Here is a 26,022-nt window from a genome sequence, read left to right as displayed (position 1 = left end):
GCTTCTCTTTCTAGTTTTGCTCAGCCAAAGCGACGGCTTCACCGATATCGACCGACACAATGCGAGAAACCCCGGGCTCTTGCATCGTGACGCCAACCAGCTGCTCAGCCATCTCCATGGAGACCTTATTATGACTGATGTAAACGAACTGTACTGTGCTCGACATCTCTTTGACAAGAGAACAGAAGCGACCGACGTTCACTTCATCGAGCGGTGCATCCACCTCATCCAGCAGACAAAAAGGTGCTGGGTTGAGTCTGAAGATGGCAAAAACCAGCGCAAGCGCGGTTAACGCCTTCTCCCCCCCGGAAAGCAGGGCAATGGTAGCATTCTTCTTACCCGGAGGTCTCGCCATGATGCTCACTCCGGCCTCCAAAAGATCATCGGAGGTAAGCTCAAGCCAGGCACTGCCCCCACCGAACACTTTTGGAAACAGGGATTTTAAATCTTCGTTGACCTTATCGAAAGTGTCCCGGAACCGTATTTGTGTCTCTTTATCAATTCTTTTAATGGCTTGGCTCAAGGTTTCCAGCGCTTGCTCGAGATCCTGACACTGATTTTCAAGATAGGTTGCCCGGGTTTTCGCCTCTTCATACTCCTCCAGCGCCGCCAGGTTGATGGCGCCAAGCGCTTCCACTTGCGCCTCCAGGGTCTGGATCTCCTGCCGCAGCTTGCTGCGATCAGCGGCGATCAACACCGCCTGATCGAGATCTACCAGTCGAACCCCCAACTCTTCGAACTGCTCGTGCAGCCCCTGTCGACGGGTGAGGTTACGTTCGCGCTCAAGGCGCAGGGTTGCCAGCTTCTCCTGCAACGTCACCAGCTGCTTGTGATCGGCACTTCTGGCCTGTTCCAGCTCACCGAGCTGGCGCTCCAGCTCCGCAAGCCGTTGATGGCAGGCAAGCTGCTGCGCCTCCAGATTGCGCTGCTCGGCCAACAGGGGCGCCAGATCCGGCACTGCCTCGCTATCCGGCCCTTTCAACCCGGCCAGCTCCAGTCCGAGCCTCGCCAACTCCTCTTCGCCCAAGGTAATGAGTTGGCGCAGATTGCCCAACTCCAGTTGCAAACGCTGGCAGGTCGCTTGTTGCTGTTCGCGGCGCGCACGGGCCTCGTCGACCGCCCGCTCGCAGCGGGTCAGCTGCTCCTGAGCAACCTGTAACCCTTGCGTCAGCGGCTCCCCCTGCTCCTGCAACTCGGCAAGGCGCGCCTCATCGAGTTCCAGTTGTTCACGGGCGCTGGCCAGTCGCTCTGCCTCTTCGGCCTGCTCCTGATCGAGCCGGATCAGCTCTTCGCCGAGCTGACCGAGCCGCTGCAACCGCTCCTGCCGCTGACCCTGTTGCAGGCTCCAGGCTTCGCGCAGTTGTTGCCATTTCAGCTCTTGCTCGCGCAAGGTTCGCTGCGACAACTCCTGCGCACTGGCAAGCTGGGCACGCCGGGCATCGGCTGAGACAAGTTGCTCGCTCAGCTGTGCCAGCCCCGCGGCAACCTTCTCCTGCTCGGTATGCAACCGCTCACGCTCACCGAGCAGCGCCATGGTGCCAAGCGCCGCGCCCTGTCCCAAATCTGCCCAGTTTGGCCCCAGCCAGTCGCCAGCAGGAGTCAGTACCGACTCACCGGCCGCAAGGCTTGGCTGGCGGGCCAATGCGGCCTCTCGGCTCTCCACCAGCCAGATGGCATTGAGGAAGGCAGGAATGTGCTCGCCGCCCAGTTGCGCAGCCAGCGTACCGGCAACCGCCGGTTGCGCCGGGCCAATCCAGAGCCCCTCTTGCATCAGATCGCACTCGTCCGCCGGCGTTGCGGTGAGCCAGCGACCCAGCACCTTGTCGAGCGCCGGTGCCCACTCGGGGGCAACCTGCAGTCGATCCGCCAGGGTCGCCCCCTCCATCTGCTCGCCGAGGATCTGATCCAGCGTCGCCAGCCGCGCCTCCAGCTCCCGCTGCAGGCTCAACTGCTGGCCATGCTGCTGCTTGAGTTGTTCATGGGCGTCGACCGCCTGCGCCAGCTGTTCGGTCAGCTCACCATTGGCCGCCCGCGTCAGCTCCAGCTCACCACTCAGGGCATCGAGGGCCGGTTGCAGATCGTCGGCCTCTGTGCCGAGGGGGCCAGCGCGTTCATCTTCCAGCTTGAGGCGGGCCAGCCGGGTCTTGGCTTGCAACTCCTGCAAACCACCCAACCGGGTACGGGTCTGGTTGAGCTGCCCCTGCAACCCGGCCAACTGTTGCTGCCACTGCTGCTGGCGCAAGCGAGCCTGTTCCAGCTGCTCGCTGGCGTGCTGGCGGGCCTCCTGCTGCTCGGTGAGCAACTGCTCACACTGCTCCAGCCGGGCGCTCTCCTGCTCGGCGCGCAATACCCCTTCGGTCAGTTGATCCTGCTGGCTGGCCAGCTGCGCCTTGCGGGTGGCGATTCGCTCGCCCAGCGCCTCTGCACGGGCCTGCCAGTCGCGCCCCAGTTCACTCTGGTGCAGTTGCTGTTGTTCGAGGCGGGCGATGGCCTGCCCGCCGAGAAAAATCTGTTGCTGACGGCTCGCCTGCTCGGCTTGCGCCTCTTGTCTGGCGACCGACAGGGTGACGTGGCGCCCCTCATCGGCGGTGCGCTTGGCATCGAGCGCCGCCAGCGCCTGCTCGGCCTGCGCCAGCTCTGTTTTAGCCTCGCCAAGACGCGTCTCCAGCGCCCACAACTCGGAGCCAATCAGCTCGGCGCGAGCGGCGCGCGAACGACTCTTGAGCTGTTTGTAGCGCTCGGCGGTCTCGGCCTGGGCTTTGAGGTGCTCAAGGCGAGAGCCCAGCTCGCCGCGAATATCGCCGAGGCGCTCCAGGTTCTCCTGGGTGTGGCGAATGCGCTGCTCGGTCTCGCGGCGCCGCTCCTTGTAGCGGGAAACCCCGGCGGCCTCTTCCATAAAGAGCTTGAGATCGGCCGGACGCGACTCCACCAGTCGGCTGACGGTGCCCTGCTCGATGATGGCGTAGCTGCGGGGGCCAAGACCGGTGCCGAGGAAGAGGTCTGTCACATCCTTGCGGCGGCACTTCTGGCCGTTGATCTGATAGTGGTTGGAGCCGTCGCGCAGCACTTCGCGGCGCACCGAGATCTCGGTAAAACGGCCGAACTCGCCGGGCACCCGGTTGTGGGGATTGTCGAACACCAGCTCGACCGAGGCGCGCCCATGCGCACTGCGATTGATAGAGCCGTTGAAGATGACATCGGTCATGTTCTCGCCGCGCAGATGGCGGGCGGAGCTCTCCCCCAGCACCCAGCGCACCGCGTCGATGACGTTGGATTTGCCACAACCGTTAGGGCCCACCACGGCGGTCATGTCTGCCGACAGTTCGATGCGGGTCGGCTCGACGAACGACTTGAAGCCGGCGAGTTTGATCAGTTTCAGACGCATGGCGACCTGTATCAGTGGCTAAATAAAGAGGAGGCGGGCAGGCGATTTTACCAAATCCAAACCCGGCTTTGTTTGTAATATGCAGGCATCATCCCCATCAATGCCCGGTTTTCAGCCACATCGGCAAGAAATAAGGAATAGTCGGCGACTTTACCAAATCAAAGGCTTGTTTGTAATATGCTGGCAGTTCTCCCATGCATAGATGGAGCTCACATGAGCCAATCACCCCATATGGTCAAAGATTCAATCAGCGGTGCAGACTACTTCCTGCGCGGGTTTTCCCTTATTCGCCAACCGGGCATCCGCACCTTTGTGCTGATCCCCCTGCTGGTCAACTTCGTGCTGTTTGCCGGGGCCTTCTATGCCCTGCTGCTGCAACTGGACGGCCTGTTCGCCTGGCTCCATCAGCAGATCCCCGCTTGGCTCGACTGGCTGGACTATCTGCTGTGGCCCATCGCCCTCATCACCATCCTGGTTGTCTTCTCCTTTATCTTCAGCTCGGTCGCCAACTGGGTCGCCGCCCCCTTCAACGGCCTGCTGGCGGAGAAGGTGGAGCAGATCCTCACCGGTCAGCCCGCCAATGACAGCGGCATGCTGGATATCGTCAAGGATGTGCCGCGCACCTTCGGCCGCGAATGGACCAAGCTGAAGTACTACCTGCCCAAGGCCATCGGCTGCCTGATCCTGTTCCTGATCCCGGTGGTGGGCCAGACCCTGGCGCCGGTGCTCTGGTTCCTGTTCAGTGCCTGGATGATGGCGATCCAGTATGTGGATTATCCGTTCGACAACCACAAGATCGACTTCATCACCATGCGCGATGCCTTGAAGCAGCGCCGCGGCAAGTGTCTCAGCTTCGGCGCTCTGGTGACCCTCTTCTCCGCCATTCCGGTGGTGAACCTCTTCGTGATGCCGGTTGCCATCTGTGGTGCCACCGCCATGTGGGTCGATCACTACCGGCAGGAGCAGTTGGGGCGCTAACCCTTGAACATTGATTAGAAAAAGGCACCCAAAACGGTGCCTTTTTCGCATTTAGCATGAATTAAATTAATGCATGCATTCGATAGCTTGTCCCATATGACACGAGTTGGTAGGATTCTCGCCTTTCTCGTTCCCTGGGATATCTCATGTTACATGCACTCTTCTTGGTTGGCTTGGTGGCCGAAGGGATGACCGGCGCGCTGGCCGCGGGTCGGCGACGGATGGATCTGTTTGGTGTGGTGATCATCGCCTCGGCGACGGCCATCGGTGGTGGCACCATTCGCGATGTGCTGCTGGGCCACTATCCGCTGCTCTGGATTGAGCATCCGGAATACGTGCTGCTGGTTGCTGCAGCCGCGATGGCAGGTGTGGTCTCCGCCCCCCTGATGCGCTATCTCGGCAAGCTGTTCATGGCCCTCGATGCCCTGGGACTGGTGGTCTTCTCCATCTTCGGTGCGGCCCGAGCGCTGGATATGGGCCACGGCGCTGGTATTGCCTGCATCATGGCGGTGGTGACCGGGGTCTTTGGCGGGGTGCTGCGGGATCTGCTCTGCCAGCGGATTCCACTGGTATTTCGTCGCGAGCTCTATGCAGCCATTTCGCTGATCACCGCAGCCCTCTACTGTCTGGCGCTGGATCAGGGCTTGCCCACCAACTGGGCAGCGTTCGGTTCCATCGGGATCGGCTTTGTGCTGCGGCTGCTGGCGGTACGCTTCAAGTGGGGTCTGCCCACCTTCAACTACCAGTACGCGACCCACTGAGTACGCCAGCTTCTGGCGAAGCAGGTTGGATTACGAACAACAAAAAAGCGCCCGAGTGGCGCTTTTTTCATGGACGTTCTGCGACTCAGTTAATCCCTTCCGAGCTGAAGAAGGTCGCCTTGTCAGCGATAAAGCGGATCTTGATGTTCTTCCCTTCCCCGCCCCAGAGGCAGCTGGTAGTGCCCAAGGCATCATCACAACGCTCTGCCTTGCCCAGAATGGTGCTGGCCTCGGCGTAACTCATCCCCATCTTCAACTGGTCGTAATTTTCACGGTTGAGCTTGCTGCAACCGGTCAACAACAGGGCGATCAGGCCGCCAATCACTATCTTTTTCATCGCTATCTCCTCTCTGGTGGGAAGAGCTTGGCAGCTTGCCATCCCCTTTACCAGCTGCGCACCGGGCCGGTATCGAGGTGAACGAAGTTATCACGGGGATAGTAACCAACCCCACCCACCTTGAGCTGGAGCGCCGCCTTGCGCAGATGGGCCAGCTGTACGCCGGGGATCCGCACATCCACCGCCTGCCCCAGGGTGTGGTAGCTGTGCTTGGCCACGCCGCGGCTCTTGTGGCGCTTCTGACGATTGGTCGCCGGGGCGCGATAGCCGGAGATCAGCTGGATTTCGCTGCGCCGACCCAGCTTGTGCTGCAACAGGAACAGCTGATCAAACAGCTTCTTGTCGATGTTGAACACTTCATTGCGCCGGTAATCGCGGAAGATGTGGTTGAGCTCGGCCAACCCGTCGCTCAGATAGTGGCCGTTCTCCCAATAGCTCGCGTGCACCCGCTCGCCAGTATTGAGATTGAAGAAACTGAGTTCACGCCCGGTGGTACTGCGGCTGGCCAGTGCAGGGAAGGAGATCAGCGAGCTGCCCAGCAGGCAACCGGCTCCCAGCAACAGGCGACGTCGACTTATCTCTTGTTCCAGCATAAGGAGTTCGTCCATCGCAGATTCAAGCGAAAATAGTTGAATAAGATCACTGATTGAATGTGATACAGGCGCTTGAAACTACCCTCCGGCGGGGGGCCCTGTCAAACCTCAATCGCCCATAGAAAAGCCCGACACAGGCCGGGCTTTTCACTCTGTGGCAGGGATCACAGCAGGCGGCTCTGGAAGCTGACCCGATCAAATCCGTAGATATCGTTACGCAATTGCTGGCGACCATTTTCGTCGAGCCAGCTGCTCCAGTAGACGGTAAAGACCGGGATCGGCGTGGTGAGCGGCAACCATTTGGTCTGGCTCTCCTTGAGGATATTGGCCACCTTGTCCGGCTGATAGCGGGAATCTGCCAGCAACAGTTCGGCCAGATCGTCGGCATGCTCCACCCGGATGCAGCCCGAACTGAAGGCGCGCGCCCCCTGTTCGAACAGCGCCTTGCGCGGGGTGGAGTGCAGATAGATGGCGTCATTGTTGGGCAGGTAGAATTTGTAGCGCCCCAGGGCATTGTGATCCCCCGGCTTTTGCCGCAGGCGATAGGGGAAACCGGCGGCCAGCGCCTGATGCCACCCCTCTTCGGTGAACTGGACCGGATTGCCCTCGCTGTCGATCACCTCGAACTGCTCGCGACTCAGGTACGCGGGATCGCGACCCAGCTTGGGCAGAATGTCCTTGCTCAAGATCGAGCGCGGCACATGCCAGGAGGGGTTGAGCACGATGGAGCGAATTTCGCTGGCGAGGATGGGCGTGGCACGCTGCTCTTTGCCGACGATGACCCGGCTGGTAAACACCTCGTTGCCGGACTCCACCACACTCAGGCGGTAGTCGGGAATATTGACCAACACGTAGCGGCCACCGGCGAGCTGATCCACCAGATCGCGACGCCACAGGTTACGCAGCAGCAGACTGGCGCGCACTTGCGGGCCGGTATTGAGCCAGGAGCGGGTCTGACGGCCGATAATGCCGTCCGCGGTGAGACCGTGACGACGCTGGAACTGCTTGATGGCCTGCTCGGTATCACCATCGTAAATCTGATCACCATGGCTCGGGGCGCTGTCGCCCAGCTCGTTGAGCATGGCGCGGATTTGGCCGAGCTCCGCGGAGCTCTCTCCGGCACGCAGGGTCGGCATATCGAGGGCCGGCCACTTGCTGGCCATCGGCATCGCCAGCAGTTTGTGTACTTTGGCCCGCACCGCCTCGTATTCCGCCACCTGGGGGCGCAGGGATTTCACCTGGGTGAGCAGGTCATCATCGCTGGGCTGGGTCACCACTGGGCGGTTCAAATCGAGCTTGAGGGTCTTCATCTGCTCGCGCGAGACCAGATCCATCCCCCGCCAGGCGTGCTGGAAACGGCTCAGCTTGGTAAAAATGTCGTCATAGATGGCACCACGCTTGTCTGCAGGGGTGGCCTGCAGGCGCTTCCACAGCGTGAAAAAATCGGGATGCAGCTGGGCAAGCACAGCCTCTTGCAACTGCTGCTCCAGCTCGACACGGGCCTGTTCGGCCTGACTGCCCTGATACCAGTCGTGTCCGGTTTCACTGGCCGCCACCACAACTTGTGCTTCGGTCGCATGTACCGCACCGGCGGGCAAACATCCCAGCCACACCAGATTGGCAAGGGCCAGCCAATACTTCATCCCCATGGGTACCTCAAAACGGTTTGTTCACTCTGTCAGGCCTGACAAGCAGACCCGATGCTCAGGCCGCTCATGATGCGTGAACGGCCAATACTTTGCTAGCGCCCGGGGGCATAACGCTGCCAGATAATGTCATACGCATCTGTCTCCTTGAACCGCGCCAACGCCTGATTGAATTGTTGCAAGAATTGCGGCGAAAAGCTGCGCTTGCCCAACATAAAGAAGCTCGGCGATTCAGATACCACCATGGGGTGGCTGGTGAACAGACCGCTCATCCCCTCCTTGTTAAGGGCGCTGGGGGTAGCCAGCATGTCACCGAGGAAACCGTCGATCCGCCCGCGGGCCAGCTTCTCAAAATTTTGCTGGTCGCTCACCGCACTCACCTGTTTGGCATAGCGAGCGAGCAGCGACATCACTTCATCACCATAGAAGTACTCTTTGGTGACACCGAGGGAGTAACCACTGGTCAGCCAGCTCGCCAGATCCTGCTCGGGGTAGTGGCTGCCCTTGCGGATCCACAGCAAGGTGCGACCCGGGTTGTAGGAGTCGGAAAACCAGGCATAACGGGCGCGCTCATCATTGATATTCGCCTCCATCGCCATGTCTATCTCGCCATACTCCATTTCGTGCAGTACCCGCTTCCAGGGCAGCTCCACATAGTGGACCTTGCAGTGCATGGAAGTGAGCACAGCCGTCAGCACCTCGGCGGCGTAACCGCGCACCTCTTGCGGTGAGTCGGCTTCGTAATAATGGTAGGGGGGCCAGTTATCGTAACCGACCTGAATGGGCTCGGGACACAGGGCCCTGGCCAATGCCATTGGCGCCCATAATCCAAGCAACAGACAGCAAGAGAGCCACTTCATATGTCATCCTTGACGAATAAGTGAGTCATCATAAATCGCCCCCTGCAAAATGGCGATAGAGGCAAGATGACTATCGCATCCGCTAGAAAATGACGCAGCAAAGCACGTCTATTTGCCAAATACCTTGCCGGAGCGCCACTGGCAACCGGCGCCCCGCCAGACCTGTTTAACCGGGAAACAGCAACGTTTGGAACAGGGGTAAAAAGGGGTTAATATGTGACCAAATATTTTTTTGTGATCCACTATGCTTTTTTTGCAATTGGATTAGCATATGCGCGACATCGGCCTACCCATTCTGTCAGGCATAGAGAGTGATATGACGTACAAAAAGTTCGGTTTTTTGACTGCCATTCTGGCGTTAAGCGGTTTTTATCTTTACACCCTCTATCTGGCTGCTCACCCCAACGTGAGCTTGGCCTACAAACTCTATTATCTGGAAGGCAAGACACGCTTCTGGGAACACAACTCCAGCATGACCTACCAGCCGGGTAACGAGCTCAATCTGACCAAACCGAGCCGCTTCCTCTCCAGCGAAGGCTGGGCCAAGAAGCCGAGCGACGAAGGTACCCTGCTCAGCGGTCAGGGCGGTCTCTACTTTGTGCTGCCCAAGCAGGCAGCCAATCCGGATCAGCTTACCGTACAGGCCCGCATCAACAGCCCGGAAGCCGGAGCACTGTTGAAAGTGGCGCTGGGTCACGACTTCACCACCACGGTGAAACTGGCCAAAGCGGGTATCAACGAAATCCGCCTCAGTCTGCCCGGTGACTCGCTCACGGCAGATCCCAAGCGCCCCAATTTTCTGGCGCTCTCGGCACCAACTCCCATCAATGTGCAGTCGGTACGTTTGACCGTAGCCCAGTGATCCTTGCCCCGAATACCATTTTATAAAAACAACTATCCCAAATAAGGACGTTCTTATGTCGCATCCAGATTTTCGACTCTCTCTGGTCGTTCCCGTTTACAACGAGGAAGAGAGCATCGATGCCTTCATCAACGCGATAGACAACGAACTGGCCCCGCTGAAAGACCAGCTTGAAATTGTATTCGTCAACGATGGCAGCCGTGACCGTACCCGTGAAGTGGTCGAGCAGGCCATCGCCCGCGATCCGCGCGTGACCCTGGTCAACCTGGCACGCAACTTCGGTAAAGAAGCCGCCCTGACCGCCGGTCTGCATCAGGCCAAAGGGGATGCCATCGTGCCGATGGACGTGGATCTGCAAGATCCTCCTGCCCTGATCCTGGAGTTCGTCAAACTGTGGCAGACCGGTGACTATGACACCGTCTACGGCATCCGCGTCGATCGCAGTGCAGATACCCCGATGAAGCGCCTGACTGCCGGTGGCTTCTACCGCTTCTTCAACGCGCTCTCCACCAGCACCAAGCTGCCGGAGAACGCAGGTGACTTCCGCCTGATCGACCGTCGCGTGGTCGAGGCGATCAAGCTGCTGCCCGAGCGCAACCGCTTCATGAAGGGTCTGTTTGCCTGGGCCGGTTTCCGTGCCGTTGGCGTCCCCTACGAGCGCCCGGCCCGTCACGCCGGTGAAACCAAGTTCAACTACTGGAAACTGTGGAACTTCGCCCTCGACGGTCTGCTCAGCTTCTCCAGCTGGCCGCTGCGGGTCTGGAGCTATGTGGGTGTCGGCGTCTCCTTCGTCGCCTTCCTCTACATCCTCAAGATCGTGACCCAGGTGGTTTTCTTCGGCATCGACGTACCCGGTTACGCCTCCCTGATGTCCGTAGTGCTGTTCCTCGGCGGTATCCAGCTGCTGTCGCTCGGCATCATCGGCGAGTACATCGGCCGCATGTTCGTGGAAGTGAAACAGCGCCCGGTCTACCTCATTGAAGGGGTCTATGGCCAGTATGCCAAGCAGGATGCGGCCAAACCGCAGAGCGCTGACAGCAACCCGCAAGAGCAGCAGGAGCAAGCACCGCAATGATCTCCCGCGAGGAATTCTGGCGGCTGGTACGTTTCGGTTTTGTCGGCGGGGGGGCTACCCTCGTCGATCTGGGCACTTCCATCGCACTGTTTCATACCTGGCCCACCATCTCGGAGCACCTGGTTACCACGCTGGCTTTTGCCATCGCGTTCTGGTTCTCCTTCTTTGGTCACCGCTACATCACCTTCCAGAAGCAGGGAGCTGCCAGCAAGTTTCTGCTGGTCGCCCTCTTCTCGCTGGCGGTGCGTAACCTGATCCTGAGCGGCCTGCTGTTTGCGGGGCTCTCCGGTCTGCTGCCGGTGGTCATCGCCACCCTGACCGTTACCGTCCTCACTTACGTTCTCTCTCGCGTCTGGGTTTTTGCCTGATGAATGATATGACCAATACTGCCCCGCTAACCGGGGCTGCACTCCCCTATCGCCCGTCACTGCGCATCAGCGGCCGTGACTGGCTGATGATCATCGCCGCCTTCATGCTGAGCCGGGTGGCGCTGTATGGCATGGGCTACTTCGGGGTCCAGCTCTATGGCTCCCCCGACATTGGCCCGCTGCAGGCCTATTGTCAGTTCGACTGCGTCTGGTTCCAGCGCATCATCGAAAATGGATACGACCTCTACCCGCGCTGGCTGAGCAAGGGCAATGCGGCCAACTGGGCCTTTATGCCGCTCTATCCGATGGTCTCCGGTGCCATCTCCAACCTGTTCAATGTCGAGAGCCTGATCGGCCTCATCATTGTTACTAATATCTCCTTCTTCGCCAGCCTGCCGCTGATGCTGCTGGTGTTGCGTCAGCTCAAGCTGGGGGACGATACCGCCCGCTTTGGCGTATGGCTGCTCGCCTTTTCCCCCTTCTCCGCCTACTTCGTCTCCGGCTATACCGAGTCGACCTTTATGGCGCTGATGCTGGGGATGTTCCTGTTCGCCTATCGGGAACAGTGGCTGATGGTGGCCGTGCTGGGGGTCTGTATCTCCGCCACCCGCAACCTGGGGGTGATGATGGTCTTCCCGGTGCTGATCCTGGCGCTGCAAGCTTACGGCTGGCGGGAATTTTTCCGCTTCACCGAGCGCGCCTTCAAGGTGGTGTTCACCCTCTGGATGATCCCGTTTGGCCTGTTTGCCTACATGGTCTACCTCTATCATCTGACCGGCGATGCCTTCGCCTTCAAACACATTCAGGTGGCATGGGGTCGCTACATGGACAGCCCGCTGGACTGGTGGCTGAGCGGTTTCGAGCTGGGCGGCCGCAAGGCTTACCTCTCCATCATGGTGATCTTCGGCTGGTGCCTGAACGGCTACCTGTTCAGCCAGAAACGCTGGGCGGAAGCGACCCTGATGTTCATCTGCTGCACCATCCCGCTGATGACCGGCCTCAACGCCATGCCACGCTACATGTTCGGGCTCTACCCGACCCTGCTGGCCATCATTCTGCTGACCCATCGCTGGCCAGCCATCCGCCCTGCTGTGCTCTGCATCAGCGGCATGGTTGCCTCCTTCATCGCGGTGGCCTTCGTAAACTTCAAGTTCTTCACCGTCTGATGTGACGACGATGCCTGACACACCAAATGCCGGTCACCTGACCGGCATTTTTTTATGGCCGCTATTTTTATCGACAGAGATTCCCACCACCTCTCTGTCACACTTTCCTCGGCTTGAAAACGTAACCATTTGAACTGATGTCACAAATCGGCATTTTGCCGATCCAAGGCGCGCTTTGCTGCTCCTAGAATGGGCCCTTGTCCGAACTGCCCTGCTCAAGGAATGGCTTATGCGTCGTGCTCATCACTTATCCCCTCTCTGGCTCGCCCTGCTGGCCGCCCCTCTGTTCACCCCACAGGCGATGGCTACCCCCGAGATTCACCTCTATGTGGATGGTCAGCCGGTGGCGACTCCGATCGCGCTGGACAAGGGCACTGTGGAACTGACTCACCCTCTTGCCAAAGGGAGCCACCAGATCCGCATCAGCGACGCAGACAACAGTTGCGGTACCAGCTTTGGCCCGAGCGAGAGCAAGCCACTCCCCTTCGGCACCGCCCAACCCATGGACAAATGCAGCAAGGATCAGAGCTTTACCCTGCGGGTGATGCTGGCCGGGGAGTATCAGTTCACCTTCAACCCGGATACCCCCAGCCTCAAGGTGCTGCGGGCGACCAAGAAGAGCGAGTTCAAACGCCAGCCACCAGAAGAGCCCTGCATCAGCTGGGATGGTGGCCAGGTCACGGTGTCGCTCAAAGGGGTCTGGCCCGACGGTACCCGACTGCGGGATGCCTACTCGAAACAGGAGGCGGTGGTCAAACAGGGCAAGCTGACCCTGACCCCGAGCAAAGAGAGCGGCGGCCTGCTGCTGCTCGAGCCGGTCAAGGCGGCCAAGCCAGCACCGTTCAGCTGGGATCAGGCGAGCGTCTATTTCCTGCTGACCGATCGCTTCCACAACGGCGACCCGGCCAACGACCACAGCTTCGGCCGCCAGAAGGATGGTCAGGATGAGGTGGCCACCTGGCATGGCGGTGACTTCAAGGGGCTGACCGAAAAGCTCGACTACATCAAGAGCCTCGGCATGAACGCCATCTGGATCACCCCCATGGTGGAGCAGGTTCACGGCTTTATTGGTGGCGGCGAGCAGGGCAATTTCCCCTTCTACGCCTACCACGGCTACTGGGCGCTCGACTTCACCAAGATTGACCCCAACTACGGCGATGAAGAGAGTCTGAAAACCCTGGTGGATGAGGCCCACAAGCGCGGCATGCGGATCATCCTCGACGTGGTGATGAACCACGCCGGTTATGCCACCCTCGCCGATCTGCAAGATCTGGGGCTCACCGAACTGACCCAGAACAGCAGCAAACTGCCAACCGTCTGGAACCTGTGGCGCCCGAGCGGCGGCCTCAACTGGCATGGCTACAACCAGTTCATCGACTATCAATCACCCGCGTGGAACAAGTGGTGGAGTGGTGACTGGGTGCGCGCCGGTCTGCCCGGCTACCCGCAGCCCGGCACCGACGACGTCACCGGCTCGGTGGCGGGGCTGCCGGACTTTCTGACCGAATCGGCCAAACCGGTAGGGCTGCCGCCATTGCTGGCCGCGAAAAAGGATACCCTCGCCAAGGCGCTGCCCGACGCTACCGTGAGCGACTATCTCATCGCCTGGCACACCGACTGGGTGCGCCGCTTTGGTATCGACGGTTTTAGGGCCGACACAGTCAAGCATCTGGAGCCCGAAGTGTGGGCCAAGCTCAAGCAGGCGGGCACCGCTGCACTCAAGGAGTGGAAAGCCGCCAACCCGGACAAGGCCCTCGACGCTCTGCCCTTCTACATGGTGGGTGAGGTGTGGGATCACGGGGTCGCCAAGGATTTCTGGTATCAGAACGGCTTCGATTCCCTGATCAACTTCGACTATCAGCGCGAATTCGCCCTGTCACAGGCCCAGTGCATGGCCAGCGCCGAGCCCACCTATGCCAGCTACGCCAGCCGCATCAATCAGGATCCCGAGTTCAACGTGTTGAGCTACATCAGCTCCCACGACACCAAGCTGTTCTTTGGCGACTATCAGGATGTGCCGCTACAGCGCCGGGTCGCCAACAGCTTTATGCTGCTGCCAGGCGGCATCCAGCTCTACTACGGCGACGAGTCCGGCCGCGGGCTGGCCAAGGATGGCGGGGTGTTCGATCAGGCGCTGCGCTCGGATATGAACTGGCAGGAGCTGGCCAGCGGAGACAAGGCTGAGCTGGTCAAGCACTGGCAGCAACTGGGCCAGTTCCGCGCCGCCCATCCGGCCATTGCGGCAGGCAGCCACCAGAAACTCTCGGATGCCCCCTACGCCTTTGTGCGGGAGAAGGGGGATGACAAGGTGGTGGTGGTCTTTGCCGGCCGGCAGAAGTAACCCTTAAGCCACATTGACCAGCAGCAGAGAGGGGAGCCACTGGCTCCCCTCTCTCGTTTATCCATCTGCCACGGTTCACTGTGACTGGCGCGCTGCCTCCGGCCACTGCAGGCGAGCTTTGACCAACATCTCTTGCCACAGGGGCCAGGCCAGCAGCGCCTGCTGATAGGTTCCGGCCTGACCGGGCAACAGGATGCCGTAGCTGGCCAGCCGGTAGGCCATCACCGCATAGAAGGCATCGACAATGCCCGCCTCGCCAAAGTAGAAGGGGCCCCGCGTCTGCGACCAGATCTCCTGCAAACGGGCCAGCTCACCGACCGCCTCCACCGGGGGATCGATACGGGTTGGCGCCCCAAGAAAGAAGGGGAGCAGAGAACGGATCTGCCGAAATCCCGCGTGTAGCTCGGCGCAGAGGCTGCGAGCCAGTGCCCGCTCGGCCAGCGAAACGGGATAGAGCTGGCGGTCGGGACAGAGCTCGTGAACATATTCGGCGATGGCCAGCGAGTCGTGAACCCGCACGCCATCGTGTTCGAGCCAGGGCACCAGACCGGCCGGTGCCAGCCGCTTGAGCCGCGCCAGCGACTTGGCATCCTCCAGATCGAACACCTGCTCCTGCCACGTCAACCCGCTCATGGCGAGCACCAGTGCCGCCCGCATCGCCCAGGTGGAGCCGGTGCCCACCGCCAATACCAAGGAACCCATCTGTTGCCTCCTGCATGAGTTGCCTGCGACCGGCCTGCCTGCCCTTGATGGCAAAACATCCGATGGTCGCTTCACATTTGCGCACCGGCGGGTTTGACCCTCTTGGTGAGCGATGCTAGTTTGATTTTTCAAAACAATCAGTTAGCAACAATGTGAGCCATTAACCGAAATATGGACAGCCAATTTACCATCGTCATCGCAGATGACCACCCCCTGTTTCGGGGCGCCCTTTACCAAGCGGTGCACATGGCCATCAACGACGCTCAATTGCTGGAAGCGGACTCCATCGACAGCCTGACCAGCCTGCTCGGCGAGCACCCCGAAGTTGACCTGTTGCTGCTCGATCTCAAGATGCCGGGAGCCAATGGCTTCGAGGGGCTGGCCCACCTGCGCGGCCAGTATCCCGACCTGCCCATCGTGGTGGTCTCCGCCTCGGAAGATGCGGCCATCATCCAGCAGGTATTGCGGCTCGGGGCGCTCGGCTTCATTCCCAAATCGGTACCGATGAAGGAGCTGGTCAACGCCCTCAATACGGTGATCGGGGGGGATAACTGGGTGCCGGAAGGCATCTCGCTCCATCCCGAATCGGAAGATGGCCCCGATTTCGCCAGCAAGCTGGCCAGCCTTACCCCCCAGCAATACAAGGTGCTGATCATGCTGCGCGATGGCAGCCTCAACAAACAGATCGCCTGGGAGCTCAACGTCTCCGAGGCCACCATCAAGGCCCATATCACCGCCATCTTCAGAAAACTGGGCGTCAAAAACCGCACTCAGGCGGTCATCGCCCTGCAACAGCTCGATATCAAGGAGAGCTGAGCCCCGAACGCGGCGACACAGGCCAGATGAGATAGCCAGCCATGCTGGCTATTTGTTGCTCGACAATTAGCACGATCGTACTTTATGCTGCCAGCGCCAATGAGGAGATAGTGATGAGCAAGGGGCGCCTGACCCGGGAAAACATTTTGCAGACTGCCTTCGAGCAGGCGAGCCAGCAAGGGCTGGAGAGCCTGACCATAGGCTCGCTGGCCAGCGCCTGCGAGATGTCCAAAAGCGGCCTGTTTGCCCACTTTCAATCCCGAGACAATCTGCAGATCGCCGTGCTGGAGTACGCCGCCGAGGTGTTCCGGCTGCGGGTGATCCAGCCGGTACGCCAGCAGGAGCACCAGAGCCAGCACGACAAGCTGATCGCCCTGCTGCGCGCCTGGCAGGCGTGGAACCACTGCTTCGCCGGACGCTGCATGTTCCTCGATGCCTGGACCTCGGTGCAGGATGGCCATGAGCAAAAGAGCCTGGTGCAGCAAGCCGCCCGGCAACTGGTGCGCTTCTGGCTCGACTATCTGGCCCGTCAGGTGGTGCAGGGTCAGGCCGCAGGTGAGTGGCGACGGGAGATGGAGCCCTGGCGCGCCGTTTACCGCCTCTATGGCCTCTATCTGGCGGATCAGGTGTTCAACGATCTCGAACTGTGTCAGGATCCGGCCCGCCACTTCTGGCCCGAAGTGGATGCTCTGCTCGCCAGCTGGCGCTGATGTTTTGGCATCCGTTCAACACGAATTTTTAAAAACCGACAAAAAAGCACGAGCGTTCGCACATAAAAACCACAGGATGACCATGAGCAGCAAGATCTACTTCAACACCCGCCGCTTCAGCCCGAGCAAATGGCTGCTGGGGATCGGCACCCGGTTGCACCACAGACTCGCCCCCATCCATGCCAAGCGCACCGCCAGCAAGTTGCTGCTCACCCCCCAGCGCAACCAGCGGGATGACCACGAGCCTGCCGATCTGGTGAAGCAGGCCGTCCATACCAGCGAAGGGGTATTGATGAGCTATCGGCTCGGTCAGGGACCACTGTGGCTGCTGATGCACGGCTGGTCCGGCAGCGCCAGCCAGTTCTATCCGCTGATGAGCCATATCGCCGCGCAGGGTTTCACCGCCATTGCCTACGATCATCCGGCCCACGGCCAGAGCGCAGGCAACACAGGCCACCTGCCCCGCTTCGTACGCGCCTTCGACGAGCTGGCAACCAGGCTGGCCAGCGAAGTAGGCCCACTACACGGGGTCATCGCCCACAGCATGGGAGGCGCCGTCACTCTCTCCAGCCGTCAGCCGGGTATCGATACCCTGCCGCTGCTGTTGATTTCGCCGGTGCTCGACTATGTGCCCCAGCTCTACGGCATGGTGGCACGCTCCGGCTACTCCATCCGGCTGTTCGATGCGGTGGTCAAGGAGATTGAGCAGGAGTACCAGCACCCCTTGAGCACGGTTGATCCGCTGGGCCGACTCGCCAGTCGCAGCGGCGCGGCGATGATAGTACACGACGAGGAGGACAGATTTGCCCCGCACGGCGATTCCTTGCGGGCCAGTCAGGATGGTCATACCCGGCTGGTGAGCACCCGGGGACTGGGCCACGGTCGCATCCTCGCCAGCGCCCCGGTATTCGCCGCCTTCGATCAACTGGCGCGGCCGGAAAATCCTCACCGCGCCCTTTGACATGGGGCCATGAAAAAAACGGGCAAGCGCCCGTTTTTATATTTGATACAGCGCCTTATAGTTAACTTGTCAGTGGGAACATTCTTGTCAGAACACGATAAGGCGCCAGCATATGGCCAGACCCAATACAGCATTGTTGCTCACCGGTGGCGGTGCTCGCGCCGCCTATCAGGTCGGCGCCCTCAAGGCGATTGCGGAGCTCTACCCGCGCAATCTCGGCATCCCTTTTCCCATCCTGTGTGGCACCTCGGCGGGGGCCATCAATGTCACCGCACTGGCCTGCTACGCCTCCTGCTTCCATCTGGGGGTGCGCAAGCTGGAGTGGGTCTGGCGCCGCTTCGAGACTCACCACATCTTCGATTTTCACCCGGGGCGCCTGCTGTGGCGGCTGATGTACGAGGGGTCGGCGGGGCTGATCAATCCTCACACCAACCACGCCTTTCACCTCTTTGACAACGCGCCGCTGCACCGCCTGCTGGATCAACTCATCGACTATCACCGAATTGATGACAACATCCTCTACGGCAGTCTGGAGGCACTGGCCATCACTGCGTCCGATTACGATGACGGCCTCTCCACCACCTTCTTTCAGGGGCGGGCCGACCACCATCCGTGGGAGCGGGCCAGACGGCGCGGGGTGCGCACCGTACTTACATCTGAGCACCTGCTCGCCTCCTCGGCGCTCCCCTTTGTCTTTCCAGCCACCCGGATCGGCGAGAAGTTCTACGGCGACGGTTCCATCCACCAGCTGAGCCCGCTCAGCCCCGCCATCCATCTGGGGGCGGAGCGGATCCTGCTGATCACCCTGGATCCGCCAGCCCACTCGGCGCCGACCCATCACCACGGCCATCTCACCAGCTCCAATATCGCCAGCCATCTGCTCGATACCGTCTTTACCGACACTCTCAACTCCGATCTGGAGCGGCTGTGGCGCATCAACCAGACTCTGGATCTTATCCCTGAGCGGGAGCGCAATCGCCTCAAGCTGAAACGGGTGGAGACCTGCGTGCTAAAACCGAGTCAGGATCTCGACACCATCGCACTGGCCTACCTGCGCAAACTACCGCTAAAGTTGCGCCGCCTGTTGCGGGTGCTGGGTGTGAAGGGGGATGAGACCAGCAGTCTGGCCAGCTTTTTGATGTTCTATCCGGGTTATTGTCAGCAGCTGATCAAGCTGGGCTATCAGGACACCCTGAGGGAGCGGGAGCGGGTCGTCGCCTTCCTCGATATCGAAGGGCTACCAAAAGAGCGGGAGTAAAGGGCGCAGCCGATGAGTGCGAGGGGACTCAGCGCCCCTCCAGCAAACGCTGCTCCGCCTGCTCCATCGCCACCACGGTACCAAACAGGATCAGCCGGTCACCGGCCGCCAGCACCAGCTCGGGTCTGGGCTCCAGACTCTGATCCCCGCGCTGCACCTCCTTGATCCGCACCTCATCGAGCGGCAGCTCGCGCACTTCACGGCCTACCGCCCACGCCTGATCGTGCAGCAACAGCGGATGGAGGCGTTCAAGCAGCTGATCCGCCTCCAGATTGCTGGCGCTTTGATCCCCCCAGTAGAAGCCGTGCAGGAAGCGATACTGACTGCTGCGCTCCAGCTCCATCCGGCGGATCACCCGACCGATGGGGATATCGCAATTGAGCAGCAGGTGGGAGACCAGCATCAGGGCCCCCTCCTGGGATTCGGGGATCACCTCGAAGGCCCCCGCCTGCTTGTACTGCTCCAGAAAGCTGTCATCCCGGGTGCGCACCAGCACCTTGAGCTCCCCCGCCAGTTCGCGGATCAGTGCCAGCATCGCCTCCACCCGCTTGCGATCATCAAAGGTGATGATCACCAGCCGTGCCCGCAACAACCCGGCGGCCAGCAGAATATCGCGGCGGCTGGCGTCGCCGAAGGCCACCTGCTCCCCCGCCAGCTTGGCCTCGCTCACCCGCTCGGGGTCGAGGTCTAGGGCCAGAAAGGGGATCTCCTCGATCTTGAGAAAGCGGGCACAGGTCTGCCCCGCCCGGCCAAACCCGGCAATGATGACGTGCTGGTTTTTGCTCAGTCCCGACTGGGCGACTTCGGAGCGGGTCAGCAACGCAGGATCGGTGAGGCTGCGAGCTAGCGAATGGGCCTGGGTCACCAGCCAGGGAGTCATGGCGATGGAGATGATGCCGATGCCGATCAGCAGGGAGACCAGTTGCTGATCCAGCAAGCCGTGGTGCAGTGCCAGTGCCAGCAGCACGAAGCCAAACTCTCCCACCTGACTGAGCATGATGCCGGCGGCCATGCTGTCGCGCTTGCGCTCCCCCATCAGCCGCCCGGCCAGCAGCACCAGAAGAGATTTGCACAGCACCAGCAGCACCACGCAGATCAGTACCTGCCACCAAGCCCGCGCCACCAGCTCCCACTCCATGGCCATGCCGATGGTGATAAAGAAGAGCCCCATCAGCACGTCGCGAAAGGGCTTGATGTCTACCTCAAGCTGATGACGGTAGTGGGACTCCCCCAGCATCATCCCCGCCAGAAACGCCCCCAGCGCCATCGACAGCCCCAGTGAATGGGTCATGTAGGCAGCCAGCAGCGCCACCAGCAGGGCACTCAGCACGAACAACTCGTCGGAGCGGGCTCGCGCCACCTCGTGAAACAGCAGCGGCAGCAACCACTTGCCCACCGCCAACAGAGTGAAGAGGGCAAACAGCCCCTTGAGAGTGGCCCAGGCGATCTCGGCGGCCAAAGCGCTGCCCTGCACTTCCGGCTGGGCGAGGATAGGGATCATCACCAGCAGGGGCACCACCGCCAGATCCTGAAACAGCAGCACGCTCACCCCCAGCTGGGCGCGGCGGGTATGGAGCTGCTTCTGCTCGCCGAGCTGCTTGATCACCACCGCCGTCGAGGAGAGTGCCAACGTTCCCGCCACCACCAGCGACTGGGCCAGACCCAACCCCCACCACCAGCCGATGGCGAAAAAGAGCAGTGACGTGAGCAGCACCTGCAACATCCCCACCCCCAACACCAATCGGCGCATCGCCAGTAATTTCGGCAGGGAGAACTCCAACCCCAGCGAGAACATCAAAAAGACGATCCCCAGCTCGGCAATGGTCTGCATGATCGACTGGCCGGTGATCACCGCCAGCCCGTGGGGGCCGAGCAAGACGCCGGCAATCAGGTAGGCGAGGATCACCGGCAAGCCGAGGCGCCGGAAAGTTGCCACCAGCAGGACGGCGGCGAACAGCAGGATCAACAGGTCGGTGTACAAATTTTCCTCTCCTTTTATCGACTTAAGCTTAGTCAGCCGATCTGGCGGGCAGGAAAGATATATTGGGCATGCCAATTGCAGGGAGGAGACAGTAGTCAGGTGTTACAGGTGGAAGACCATGGAAAATACGTCGTCACTTAATGGCTTTAGCCATGGCATCGAGCAGTGGGTTCGCCAGATGGAGCGGCTCACGCCGTTGCCCAGCGTTGAACGCAACCAGTTGCTCGAGCAGTTGTTGAGGCAGAGCGATCTCGGCGGTCTGCTGACAACTTTTGCCGATCGTGCGGCAAGAATTGTCAGGATCCACGGTCTCTACCTCGATTGTGGCCAGCCCCATGTACTGATCCAGCACCCGCCGCTGGCCACCCTCAACCTGCACAACTATCCGTTCGAGCTGCGCGGCCAGCATGGCCAGCTGCTCGGCCAGCTCCACTACGAGCTGGAACATCCGCTGAGCGGCAGCCAGCAACGGGTCCTGATGCAATACCATCAGCTGCTCTGCCTGCTGCTGCCCCTCTATCTGCGGCTGGAAAAACTGGATCAGCTGGTCCGGCTCGATCACCTGACCGGCCTTGGCAACCGCTCCTACTTTGACGAGGCCATCGGTCGCGCCATCGAGCAGCACAGCCGCGAGCCCCACGGTCTGGTGCTGGTACTGCTGGATCTCGATCGCTTCAAGCAGATCAATGATACCTGGGGCCATCCGGTGGGGGATCTGGTGCTGAGCCGCTTCGCCCAGCTGCTCAAGGGGTGTATCCGCAGTACGGATCAAGCCTTCCGGCTCGGGGGAGATGAATTTGCCTTGCTGTTGCAACCGGCCGAACCCGAGGCGTGGCGCCCGGTCTGGCTGCGACTGCAGCACATGTTGATGACCAACAAGGAGCTCAGCACCTTCTCGGTCGGATGCAGCCTTGGCGCCGCCAGCTGGCAATCCGGGGTCGATGTGCCGAGCCTCTACGAGGCGGCCGACAGTCACCTCTACGCCCGCAAGAAAGCCGGCAAGGCCAGCCCTAACGAATAATCGCGAACTCTTCTTTGCTCCGGCACATGCGCGCCATGTGACCGGAGCTTCTTTTTTGGGTTTACGCCGAGATCACCTCAGGCAAGATCCTGCTCGGGCAGGATGGGGGCGGCACCGTTTCCCTGCCAGTGGCAAACCAGCCCGGCACTCTGTGCCATAAAACCGTCGCAGACAAAGAGCCCCACCACCGCCGCCACCTGCTCGCCATAGTATAGGATGGGGATGCGTCCCCGTTGCCACGAAGGCACGCCATACTCCTGCAGCAGCTTCTTCATCCGCCGACTACCGCTCCGCCCCACCGGTTTGAGGGGGATCCCGGGCGCTACCTGAAAGCGCACCGAGAGCGGCTCGTCCGCTCGGGGGGAGCGCAGCCGATCCTCGCCGTGCTCCGCCATACGCACCACCAGCTCGCCCAACCCGTCCGGCAGGGTCAGCGGCTCACCCACGGTCAACGGCAATACCTGATGGCAAGGTTGCAGATCAGGGCTCACCAGATAGAGCCGCTCCTGAAAACGGCGGCAGCTCTGGCGCCCCCAGTTGAGCCGGGGATTGGCATCGCCGCGCGCCAACGCCACCTCCTGCCAGAGCCGGGCAAGCTGCTCGCGGGATAGCATCTCCCCCCCCTGACGGCGGATCCAGTAGCGCAGCAGGTTGTTGCGCCGGGTAGGTGAGAGGGCGTGCAGCGGGCCGATATGGAGCGCCTCCCCCTCGCCCGCCAGCTGCCAGTCGCTCTCGGCCAGCTCATCCAGCAGCGCTTCCTGCTCGGCGCACAGGGCCATGCTGCGCGCCGCGGTCTGGGCCATGGCGGGCCAGCGCGCCTTGAGCTGGGGGATAAGCGTCTGGCGCAAAAAGTTGCGGTCATAGCTCACGTCCAGATTGCTCTCATCCTCCACCCAGCCAAAGGGGAGGCTCGCTGCCGCCTCGGCCAGCTCGGCGCGACTCATATCGAGCAGCGGCCGCAGCAACAGGCCGCCGGCAAAGGGCTGGCTTGGCAGGATCCCCGCCAGCCCGCGCAGACCGGCGCCGCGCTTGAGGGCCAGCAGCAGGGTCTCCAGCTGATCGTCCTGATGGTGGGCGGTGAGCAGCCACTCCCCCTCCCGCATCCGGGCGGTCAGCCGCTGGTAACGGGCGGTGCGAGCCTGCGCCTCCAGACTCTCGCCATTGCCACGGGCCAGAGTCACCCGTTCGACCAGCAGCTCCACCGCCAATTGCTGACACACGGCTTCACAATGAGCGACCCACTCATCGGCATGGGGACTGAGGCCGTGGTGCACGTGCAGGGCGCGAAGTGGCAGGCTGTGCTCGCGGGCATACTGCGCCGCCAGCACCAGCAGCAGGGTGGAGTCGAGGCCGCCACTGAAGGCCACCAGCAGACCGGTGGAACCTTCCGGCGCTGGCATAGTCAGACAAAAGCGAGAATAAAGATGAGAAATCATAGGCTTCCCCAAAACGGACCGGCCGATCTTAGCAGAGTCGGGCTTATCAAGCTGCAACCCTGCTGCTAGAGTGAGGCTCGCCCGCCCTCTCCACCAGGCTGGCCGCAAGGCGGTCGCACAACCGGTTGGAGCAAGGAAGATGGGCAGGGAAGCAAACAATCCGAATTGGAATCAAACAAGATGAACAATAAGAAAAGCTTACTGGCCGGCCTGATTGGACTGGTACTGCTGGCTGGCTGCAGTCAGGCACCGCAAGACTCCCCCAAACACTCCGGGCTGGCGCTGGCCAATATGGACACCCAGGTCAAACCCGGCGATGACTTCTTCCGCTACGTCAATGGCAAGTGGCTCGCCACCGCCAAGATCCCCGACGATCGCCCCGCCGATGGCGCCTTCTACATGCTGCGGGACAAATCCCTCGCCGATGTGCGGGTGCTGGTCGAGGGGCTGGCCAAGCAGGAGGCCGCCACCGGCACGCCGACCCAGCAGATCCGCGATCTCTACGCCAGCTATCTGGATCAGGCAGGCCGTGACGCCAAGGGGCTCACCCCGCTGGCACCGGCGCTGGCCGATATCGACCGGATCGGTGATCAGGCCGCACTGGCCCGCGCCTTTGCCCAGTCGGGCCGCATGGGCGGCGGCGCACCGTTCGGCATCTGGATCGACGCCGATGCCAAGTCCCCCGACCGCTATGCGGTCTACCTCTATCAAGGTGGACTGGGGCTGCCGGATCGGGACTACTACCTCAAGCAGGATCCCGACAGTCAGGCCCTGCGCCAGAAGTACCAGCAGCATATCGCCGCCATGCTGAGCCGCCTCGGGGAATCTGACCCGAGCGGCAAGGCCAAACGGATTCTGGCCCTCGAAACCCGGCTCGCCACCATCCAGTGGGACAACGTCGCGCTGCGGGATCGGGAGAAGAACTACAACAAGCGCCCCGCCAGCGAACTGGCACGGCTCGCCCCCCACCTCGACTGGCAGGCTTATCTCAATGCCGCGGGCATTGCTGGCCAGCCGGATCTCATCATCGGCCAGCCGACCTATCTGAGCGCGCTGGATCAGGTGATGGCCCAGACCCCCATCGCCGACTGGCAGGCCTACCTCAAGTGGCAACTGCTGACCGACTACGCCCCCTATCTCGACAGCGAGACCGACCGCGCCAACTTCGCCTTCTACGGCACCACATTGAGCGGCACGCCCAAGCAGCGCGCCAGCTGGGAGCGGGCGCTCGGGGTGCTGAACGATCATCTGGGTGAAGCGGTCGGCCAGCTCTATGTGGCCCGCTACTTCCCGCCTGCGGCCAAGGAGCGGATGGAGCAGCTGGTGGAGAACCTGCGCACCGCCTACGGCCAGAGCATCAAGGAGCTCGACTGGATGTCGCCCGAGACCAAGGCGCAGGCCCTCGAGAAGCTGGCCAAGTTCCGCCCCAAGATCGGCTACCCCGACAAGTGGAAGGATTACAGCGCCATCGCCATCAAACCGGATGATCTGGTGGGCAACCTGCAACGCTCGCAAGCCTTTGAATACGCAGATAGTCTGGCGCGCCTCGGCAAGCCGGTCGACCGGGACGAATGGCATATGTCGCCGCAAACGGTGAACGCCTACTACAACCCGAGCAACAACGAGATCGTCTTCCCGGCGGCCATCTTGCAGCCCCCCTTCTTCGACATGACGGCGGATGATGCGGTCAACTACGGCGCCATCGGCGGGGTCATTGGTCACGAGATGGGCCACGGTTTTGATGATCAGGGGGCCAAATCCGACGGCGACGGCATGATGCGCGACTGGTGGACGCCGCAAGATCTCAAGGAGTTCCGCTTCCGCACCAGCCGTCTGGTGGCCCAGTACAACCGCTTCGAGCCCATCAACGGCCAGTTCGTCAATGGTCAGTTCACTCTGGGCGAGAACATCGGCGATCTGGGCGGTCTCACCATCGCCCACAAAGCCTACGAGCTGTCGCTGGATGGCAAGGAGGCACCGGTGCTGGACGGCTTCACCGGCGAACAGCGCTTCTTCCTCGGCTGGGCGCAGGTGTGGAAAGGGATGTATCGTCCCGAGCTGATGCAGATGCTGCTGCGCTCCGACCCCCACTCGCCGCCCGAGTACCGGGTCAACGGCGTGGTGCCGAACATTCCCGCCTTCTATGAGGCATTCAACATCCAGCCGGGGGACAAACTCTATCTGCCGCCCCAGAAGCGGGTGAAGATCTGGTAGCAACATCACGGCGGGCTCCCCGGGAGCCCGCACTCAAGAGACAGCAAGAGGTTGCAAGATGAACAGAGTATTGATGATGGCGGGGCTGCTGACCCTGCCGCTGGCGGCACAAGCACAAGCCGAAGAGGGATTTAGCAAGCAACTGACCCTCCCCTCCGGGCAGGTGATCCGGGTGGCGCAGGGGGCCGGTGAGCCCGCCTCCATCGGTAGCTATGACGTGCGGCTCTATTCGGGCCAGAACGCCCAGTTTCCACTGGATGAGTTTCAGGATGGCAAGGTGATGGCTCGTAACGGCTTTATCCGGGAGCTGAAACTGGTCGATTTGAATGGCGACAAACAGCCCGAGCTGGTGGTCATCATCGAGAGCGCCGGCAGCGGCAGCTATCAGGATGCCGATGCCTACACCGTCAGTCCGCAAGGGGAGCTGGAGATCTTCAATCAGGTCAAGGAGCTGGAGCCCAAAGAGGATGTGGTCAAGGCGCTCAAAAGCCCGCAGGACTAAGCCCTCTCCCCGAATCTGCAATGTAAAAAGCCCTGATGATCAGGGCTTT

At 61.2% G+C, this 26,022-nt stretch carries 22 protein-coding genes; 14 read left to right on the top strand and 8 right to left on the bottom strand.

Features of this window, described 5'->3' with window-relative positions; all coding sequences use genetic code 11:
• Positions 1 to 10 precede the first annotated feature (10 nt).
• Positions 11 to 3,385: an AAA family ATPase gene (locus tag ACW5XC_RS02160; RefSeq protein WP_042055234.1), complete on the bottom strand. Its 3,375-nt coding sequence runs from the start codon at positions 3,383 to 3,385 to the stop codon at positions 11 to 13.
• Between the two features lie 213 nt (positions 3,386 to 3,598).
• On the opposite strand from ACW5XC_RS02160, the gene cysZ reads away from it, so the two are divergent.
• Together cysZ and ACW5XC_RS02150 are read left to right on the top strand one after the other, a co-directional pair.
• Positions 3,599 to 4,363: a sulfate transporter CysZ gene (gene cysZ / locus ACW5XC_RS02155; RefSeq protein WP_005338455.1), complete on the top strand. Its 765-nt coding sequence runs from the start codon at positions 3,599 to 3,601 to the stop codon at positions 4,361 to 4,363.
• Positions 4,364 to 4,509: 146 nt separating this feature from the next.
• Entirely contained in the window at positions 4,510 to 5,124 is a 615-nt protein-coding gene (locus ACW5XC_RS02150) for a trimeric intracellular cation channel family protein (RefSeq protein ID WP_005338456.1), read from the top strand.
• Between the two features lie 85 nt (positions 5,125 to 5,209).
• Here the strand turns inward: ACW5XC_RS02150 and ACW5XC_RS02145 are convergent, their stop codons facing one another.
• The 4 genes from ACW5XC_RS02145 to ACW5XC_RS02130 all read right to left on the bottom strand — a co-directional run bounded on the left by ACW5XC_RS02145 (position 5,210) and on the right by ACW5XC_RS02130 (position 8,560).
• Positions 5,210 to 5,461 (bottom strand): lipoprotein, encoded by a 252-nt coding sequence (locus ACW5XC_RS02145; protein ID WP_005338457.1) that lies wholly within the window; start codon positions 5,459 to 5,461, stop codon positions 5,210 to 5,212.
• A 47-nt stretch (positions 5,462 to 5,508) separates the two neighbouring features.
• The gene (locus ACW5XC_RS02140; protein ID WP_042055303.1) at positions 5,509 to 6,054 is read right to left on the bottom strand and encodes a DUF882 domain-containing protein; all 546 of its coding nucleotides are present in this window, start codon (positions 6,052 to 6,054) and stop codon (positions 5,509 to 5,511) included.
• Positions 6,055 to 6,218: 164 nt separating this feature from the next.
• Positions 6,219 to 7,703: a L,D-transpeptidase family protein gene (locus tag ACW5XC_RS02135; protein ID WP_042055232.1), complete on the bottom strand. Its 1,485-nt coding sequence runs from the start codon at positions 7,701 to 7,703 to the stop codon at positions 6,219 to 6,221.
• Between the two features lie 92 nt (positions 7,704 to 7,795).
• A complete protein-coding gene (locus tag ACW5XC_RS02130; protein ID WP_042055230.1) occupies positions 7,796 to 8,560 on the bottom strand; it encodes a substrate-binding periplasmic protein in 765 nt (254 codons plus the stop codon).
• A gap of 316 nt (positions 8,561 to 8,876) precedes the next feature.
• Here ACW5XC_RS02130 and ACW5XC_RS02125 point away from each other — a divergent pair, with 316 nt between their 5' ends.
• The 5 genes from ACW5XC_RS02125 (at position 8,877) to ACW5XC_RS02105 (ending at position 14,372) form a co-directional block, all read left to right on the top strand.
• Positions 8,877 to 9,422 carry a hypothetical protein gene (locus ACW5XC_RS02125; protein WP_041202288.1) on the top strand — a complete coding sequence of 182 codons (546 nt, stop codon included), beginning with the start codon at positions 8,877 to 8,879 and terminating at the stop codon, positions 9,420 to 9,422.
• A gap of 55 nt (positions 9,423 to 9,477) precedes the next feature.
• Positions 9,478 to 10,497 (top strand): glycosyltransferase family 2 protein, encoded by a 1,020-nt coding sequence (locus tag ACW5XC_RS02120; protein ID WP_005338462.1) that lies wholly within the window; start codon positions 9,478 to 9,480, stop codon positions 10,495 to 10,497.
• Positions 10,494 to 10,865: a GtrA family protein gene (locus tag ACW5XC_RS02115; protein ID WP_005338463.1), complete on the top strand. Its 372-nt coding sequence runs from the start codon at positions 10,494 to 10,496 to the stop codon at positions 10,863 to 10,865. Before ACW5XC_RS02120 ends, ACW5XC_RS02115 begins: the two co-directional genes overlap by 4 nt.
• Positions 10,865 to 12,031, top strand: coding sequence for a hypothetical protein (locus ACW5XC_RS02110; RefSeq protein WP_005338464.1), 1,167 nt, complete (start codon positions 10,865 to 10,867; stop codon positions 12,029 to 12,031). Before ACW5XC_RS02115 ends, ACW5XC_RS02110 begins: the two co-directional genes overlap by 1 nt.
• A gap of 229 nt (positions 12,032 to 12,260) precedes the next feature.
• Positions 12,261 to 14,372 (top strand): alpha-amylase, encoded by a 2,112-nt coding sequence (locus ACW5XC_RS02105; protein WP_042055225.1) that lies wholly within the window; start codon positions 12,261 to 12,263, stop codon positions 14,370 to 14,372.
• A gap of 75 nt (positions 14,373 to 14,447) precedes the next feature.
• Here ACW5XC_RS02105 and ACW5XC_RS02100 read toward each other — a convergent pair whose 3' ends face one another.
• Positions 14,448 to 15,074 carry a glutathione S-transferase gene (locus ACW5XC_RS02100; RefSeq protein ID WP_042055224.1) on the bottom strand — a complete coding sequence of 209 codons (627 nt, stop codon included), beginning with the start codon at positions 15,072 to 15,074 and terminating at the stop codon, positions 14,448 to 14,450.
• Between the two features lie 171 nt (positions 15,075 to 15,245).
• Here ACW5XC_RS02100 and ACW5XC_RS02095 point away from each other — a divergent pair, with 171 nt between their 5' ends.
• The 4 genes from ACW5XC_RS02095 to ACW5XC_RS02080 all read left to right on the top strand — a co-directional run bounded on the left by ACW5XC_RS02095 (position 15,246) and on the right by ACW5XC_RS02080 (position 18,819).
• Positions 15,246 to 15,890 (top strand): response regulator, encoded by a 645-nt coding sequence (locus ACW5XC_RS02095; RefSeq protein WP_005338467.1) that lies wholly within the window; start codon positions 15,246 to 15,248, stop codon positions 15,888 to 15,890.
• Positions 15,891 to 16,003: 113 nt separating this feature from the next.
• Positions 16,004 to 16,600, top strand: a complete 597-nt coding sequence (locus ACW5XC_RS02090) for a TetR/AcrR family transcriptional regulator (protein ID WP_042055221.1) — start codon at positions 16,004 to 16,006, stop codon at positions 16,598 to 16,600.
• Between the two features lie 82 nt (positions 16,601 to 16,682).
• Positions 16,683 to 17,561: an alpha/beta hydrolase gene (locus ACW5XC_RS02085; RefSeq protein ID WP_042055218.1), complete on the top strand. Its 879-nt coding sequence runs from the start codon at positions 16,683 to 16,685 to the stop codon at positions 17,559 to 17,561.
• A 112-nt stretch (positions 17,562 to 17,673) separates the two neighbouring features.
• A complete protein-coding gene (locus tag ACW5XC_RS02080; protein ID WP_005347843.1) occupies positions 17,674 to 18,819 on the top strand; it encodes a patatin-like phospholipase family protein in 1,146 nt (381 codons plus the stop codon).
• A gap of 28 nt (positions 18,820 to 18,847) precedes the next feature.
• Here ACW5XC_RS02080 and ACW5XC_RS02075 read toward each other — a convergent pair whose 3' ends face one another.
• Positions 18,848 to 20,800: a monovalent cation:proton antiporter family protein gene (locus ACW5XC_RS02075; RefSeq protein ID WP_042055216.1), complete on the bottom strand. Its 1,953-nt coding sequence runs from the start codon at positions 20,798 to 20,800 to the stop codon at positions 18,848 to 18,850.
• Positions 20,801 to 20,918: 118 nt separating this feature from the next.
• Between ACW5XC_RS02075 and ACW5XC_RS02070 the strand changes: the two genes are divergently transcribed.
• Positions 20,919 to 21,821: a GGDEF domain-containing protein gene (locus ACW5XC_RS02070; protein ID WP_042055212.1), complete on the top strand. Its 903-nt coding sequence runs from the start codon at positions 20,919 to 20,921 to the stop codon at positions 21,819 to 21,821.
• Between the two features lie 77 nt (positions 21,822 to 21,898).
• On the opposite strand, the gene tilS is transcribed toward ACW5XC_RS02070, so the two are convergent.
• Positions 21,899 to 23,257: a tRNA lysidine(34) synthetase TilS gene (gene tilS / locus ACW5XC_RS02065; RefSeq protein WP_042055211.1), complete on the bottom strand. Its 1,359-nt coding sequence runs from the start codon at positions 23,255 to 23,257 to the stop codon at positions 21,899 to 21,901.
• Between the two features lie 180 nt (positions 23,258 to 23,437).
• On the opposite strand from tilS, the gene ACW5XC_RS02060 reads away from it, so the two are divergent.
• The gene (locus ACW5XC_RS02060) at positions 23,438 to 25,471 is read left to right on the top strand and encodes a M13 family metallopeptidase (protein WP_042055208.1); all 2,034 of its coding nucleotides are present in this window, start codon (positions 23,438 to 23,440) and stop codon (positions 25,469 to 25,471) included.
• A gap of 58 nt (positions 25,472 to 25,529) precedes the next feature.
• Positions 25,530 to 25,973: a PliI family lysozyme inhibitor of I-type lysozyme gene (locus ACW5XC_RS02055; RefSeq protein ID WP_042055206.1), complete on the top strand. Its 444-nt coding sequence runs from the start codon at positions 25,530 to 25,532 to the stop codon at positions 25,971 to 25,973.
• Positions 25,974 to 26,022 lie beyond the last annotated feature (49 nt).

The sequence above is a fragment of the Aeromonas sp. 25-AL00135 genome, assembly GCF_054052385.1.
This window is presented reverse-complemented; position numbering and strand designations above follow the sequence as displayed.

Coding starts and splice junctions, on each gene's coding strand:
- ACW5XC_RS02160 (WP_042055234.1), bottom strand. CDS start 3,385: ATGCGTCTGAAACTGATCAAACTCGCCGGCTTCAAGTCGTTCGTCGAG.
- cysZ (WP_005338455.1), top strand. CDS start 3,599: ATGAGCCAATCACCCCATATGGTCAAAGATTCAATCAGCGGTGCAGAC.
- ACW5XC_RS02150 (WP_005338456.1), top strand. CDS start 4,510: ATGTTACATGCACTCTTCTTGGTTGGCTTGGTGGCCGAAGGGATGACC.
- ACW5XC_RS02145 (WP_005338457.1), bottom strand. CDS start 5,461: ATGAAAAAGATAGTGATTGGCGGCCTGATCGCCCTGTTGTTGACCGGT.
- ACW5XC_RS02140 (WP_042055303.1), bottom strand. CDS start 6,054: ATGCTGGAACAAGAGATAAGTCGACGTCGCCTGTTGCTGGGAGCCGGT.
- ACW5XC_RS02135 (WP_042055232.1), bottom strand. CDS start 7,703: ATGGGGATGAAGTATTGGCTGGCCCTTGCCAATCTGGTGTGGCTGGGA.
- ACW5XC_RS02130 (WP_042055230.1), bottom strand. CDS start 8,560: ATGAAGTGGCTCTCTTGCTGTCTGTTGCTTGGATTATGGGCGCCAATG.
- ACW5XC_RS02125 (WP_041202288.1), top strand. CDS start 8,877: ATGACGTACAAAAAGTTCGGTTTTTTGACTGCCATTCTGGCGTTAAGC.
- ACW5XC_RS02120 (WP_005338462.1), top strand. CDS start 9,478: ATGTCGCATCCAGATTTTCGACTCTCTCTGGTCGTTCCCGTTTACAAC.
- ACW5XC_RS02115 (WP_005338463.1), top strand. CDS start 10,494: ATGATCTCCCGCGAGGAATTCTGGCGGCTGGTACGTTTCGGTTTTGTC.
- ACW5XC_RS02110 (WP_005338464.1), top strand. CDS start 10,865: ATGAATGATATGACCAATACTGCCCCGCTAACCGGGGCTGCACTCCCC.
- ACW5XC_RS02105 (WP_042055225.1), top strand. CDS start 12,261: ATGCGTCGTGCTCATCACTTATCCCCTCTCTGGCTCGCCCTGCTGGCC.
- ACW5XC_RS02100 (WP_042055224.1), bottom strand. CDS start 15,074: ATGGGTTCCTTGGTATTGGCGGTGGGCACCGGCTCCACCTGGGCGATG.
- ACW5XC_RS02095 (WP_005338467.1), top strand. CDS start 15,246: ATGGACAGCCAATTTACCATCGTCATCGCAGATGACCACCCCCTGTTT.
- ACW5XC_RS02090 (WP_042055221.1), top strand. CDS start 16,004: ATGAGCAAGGGGCGCCTGACCCGGGAAAACATTTTGCAGACTGCCTTC.
- ACW5XC_RS02085 (WP_042055218.1), top strand. CDS start 16,683: ATGAGCAGCAAGATCTACTTCAACACCCGCCGCTTCAGCCCGAGCAAA.
- ACW5XC_RS02080 (WP_005347843.1), top strand. CDS start 17,674: ATGGCCAGACCCAATACAGCATTGTTGCTCACCGGTGGCGGTGCTCGC.
- ACW5XC_RS02070 (WP_042055212.1), top strand. CDS start 20,919: ATGGAAAATACGTCGTCACTTAATGGCTTTAGCCATGGCATCGAGCAG.
- tilS (WP_042055211.1), bottom strand. CDS start 23,257: ATGATTTCTCATCTTTATTCTCGCTTTTGTCTGACTATGCCAGCGCCG.
- ACW5XC_RS02060 (WP_042055208.1), top strand. CDS start 23,438: ATGAACAATAAGAAAAGCTTACTGGCCGGCCTGATTGGACTGGTACTG.
- ACW5XC_RS02055 (WP_042055206.1), top strand. CDS start 25,530: ATGAACAGAGTATTGATGATGGCGGGGCTGCTGACCCTGCCGCTGGCG.